Consider the following 2,661-nt stretch of genomic DNA (forward strand, 5'->3'; position numbering starts at 1 on the left):
GTTGAAAGCTTACGGCGCCAGTTTGGATACTCATCGACGGTTCCCGGAATATTGACTGGCTGGTCCATTTCTAACCAGTCTTCCAGCTGAAGGCTCAACAGTGCACTCGAGCTTGCTGCCAGGTGCAATTGCATGCCTTCGCTTAGGTATCGGTCCATTGGGACATATGCAGCATCTTGCCCAACGCCTTCAGGAAGATAACCATGCCAGGCTAAACTATCAAGAATTTTTTGCTTGCTCTCCGCACGGCTGTCAAACAGGCCGGCTAGTTGTTCCTTGTCAGGATACAAACCCAGCTCTTCACCCATCTTAAGGTCATCACAGTGCCAGAAGCCACGTAACGTCGGCATATCATGGGTACACAGTGCCGCCATAGATTGTTGCGGATAATGCGATGGCGAATAGAAGCCGCCGTCTTCAGCAGTTTCGAAGAAGAACACCTTGTAAGAATGAATGCCGGCTGTTGATAGTTTCTCGACAATCTCGTCAGGCACGGTACCCAGGTCTTCACCGATCACCGTACACTGGTGACGATGACTTTCCAGCGCAAGGATCGCCATCATGTCTTCTACCGGGTAGTACATGTAAGCACCGTCTTTGGCGCCCTCACCTTTCGGGATCCACCACAGACGCAGCAGGCCAAGAACATGGTCAATGCGAAGTGCACCACAACTGCGCATATTGGCACGGATCAACTGCACATAAGGGTCATAGGCTCTTTCTTTCAGCACTTCCGGGTTTAGCGGCGGCAGTCCCCAGTTCTGACCCAAAGGACCAAGAATATCGGGTGGCGCGCCCACGCTGACGTCCTGACATAGCGCACCGTGATCAGCCCAGGTTTCAGAGCCTGAATCACAGACACCCACAGCCAGGTCGCGATAAAGCCCCATGACCATACCCTTTTCTTCTGCCAGCTCGTTGACTTCGGCTAGCTGGGTATCAGCAATCCACTGCAAGTACATGAAGAGTTGTACTTTGGCATAGTTTTTCTTGATAAATGTCTGCACGGCAGGGTTATCAAAATGACGGTACTCTTCAGGGAATACCGGCCAACCCCACACGGAGTCATCTTCTTTCTTCAGCTCGGCATGAAGCGCATCGAAGGCCGCCTGGTGAAGCAGGCTTTCACCACCCTGCTCAACAAACGCCAGGAATTTCTCTGCACGTGCCGTTTTGTTATCCAAGTGACGCTCACGGAACGTATCAAACAGCAAAGGAAGCACGGCCATTTTCAGGCAGGATACTTCGCTGTAGTTCACCCAGTTGGCATTGCGGGCCTCCACCAGACGCTGCTGGAACTCAGGGCTGCCTACCAGCTGCTGGGCCTCGTCACACTGAGCAAACTCAGACACTGAGCTCACATCAATATACATCAGGTTCAGCCAACGACGAGAAGACGGGCTATATGGGCTCGCGCCTTCTGGGTTGGCCGGGAATAAGGAGTGAATTGGGTTAAGACCCACAAAATCACCACCGCGGGCAGCAACATCGGCAACCAGTTGTTTCAGATCACCGAAATCACCAATCCCCCAGTTGTGATTAGTGCGAATTGAATACAGCTGAACACTCGTACCCCAAAGCTTCTTGTCTTCCTGCAGGGCATCCTGCTTGTAACAAGACTGTGGAGTGACGATCAAAGTCATTTCAAACGGAGATTTACGACGCTTACGGAACACTTCCAGCTTGTGGTAACCCCACTCAAGGTCATCAGGCAATGCGAACACCAACGGGCCGCCATCGGCACGCTCGTCGCTGATCAGCTGAGACTGCAACCAGCCTTCCATCACCTCACCCTGCTCTGTTTCCAGACGCCAGCTGAAATCGCTGATCCGTGCACTCTGGCCCAGGTGCATGGCAATACGCATCGGCTCACCGCTGCGTACTACCTGTACCGGTGCCAGTACATCCGGACGTTGCTTCTTATTCGCTGACTCCAACAAGGCTTCGTCGCTTCGTGTGTCGTAACCAAGCGCTGCGAGCAGACGACGGATCGTCTCGCTCTCAACGTTTGCTTCATCTCCCCAAGCACTGACATAGCTATCTGCAATACCTACCATGTCAGCAACTTGTTTTAATACTTGATCGTCTTTCATCGTTCTCTCCGATAGCGGCCTTGCGGCCGCTTCGATGTTAGGGTTTTGCTGATATCAATTCAGACTCTAAATCACCAAATGGGGTGAATTAACGGTTTACTGGCTCTAGGTTCCAGATGTTATTGGCGTAGTCTCGAATACTACGGTCTGAGCTAAACTTGCTCATCAATGCTGTATTTAGAATTGCTTTGCGTGCCCAGTTTTTCTGGTCACGGTATTCAGCATCGATTTTCTCGTGAGTTTTCACGTAGTCGGCAAAGTCAGCCAGTACCAGGTAAGGGTCACCACCGTCCAGCAAGTTGTGGCGAATCGCTGCCAGCTGGCCAGGGTATCCTGGTGTGAACTCATCAGTTTCCAATAGATCCAGTGCTGCGCGCAGTAAGCTATCAGCGTGGTAATAACGGTAAGGGTCGTAGCCCTCTTCTTTTAGTTTCTGTACTTCATCAACCAGCAGGCCGAAAATGAAGATATTGTCATCGCCAACTTCTTCGCGCATCTCGACATTCGCGCCGTCCATCGTACCGATGGTCAGGGCACCGTTCATCGCGAACTTCATGTTACCTGTACC

The 2,661-nt window shown here is 51.8% G+C and carries 2 protein-coding genes; both read right to left on the reverse strand.

Annotation, left to right across the window (positions count from 1 at the left end):
* On the reverse strand, nt 1-2,093 hold a 2,093-nt coding region (gene malQ / locus BIT28_RS00215; RefSeq protein ID WP_075761633.1), incomplete at its 3' end, for a 4-alpha-glucanotransferase.
* An 88-nt stretch (nt 2,094-2,181) separates the two neighbouring features.
* On the reverse strand, nt 2,182-2,661 hold a 480-nt coding region (locus tag BIT28_RS00220; RefSeq protein ID WP_139310410.1), incomplete at its 5' end, for a glycogen/starch/alpha-glucan phosphorylase.

The organism is Photobacterium proteolyticum (genome assembly GCF_001939735.1).
Classification (GTDB): domain Bacteria; phylum Pseudomonadota; class Gammaproteobacteria; order Enterobacterales; family Vibrionaceae; genus Photobacterium; species Photobacterium proteolyticum.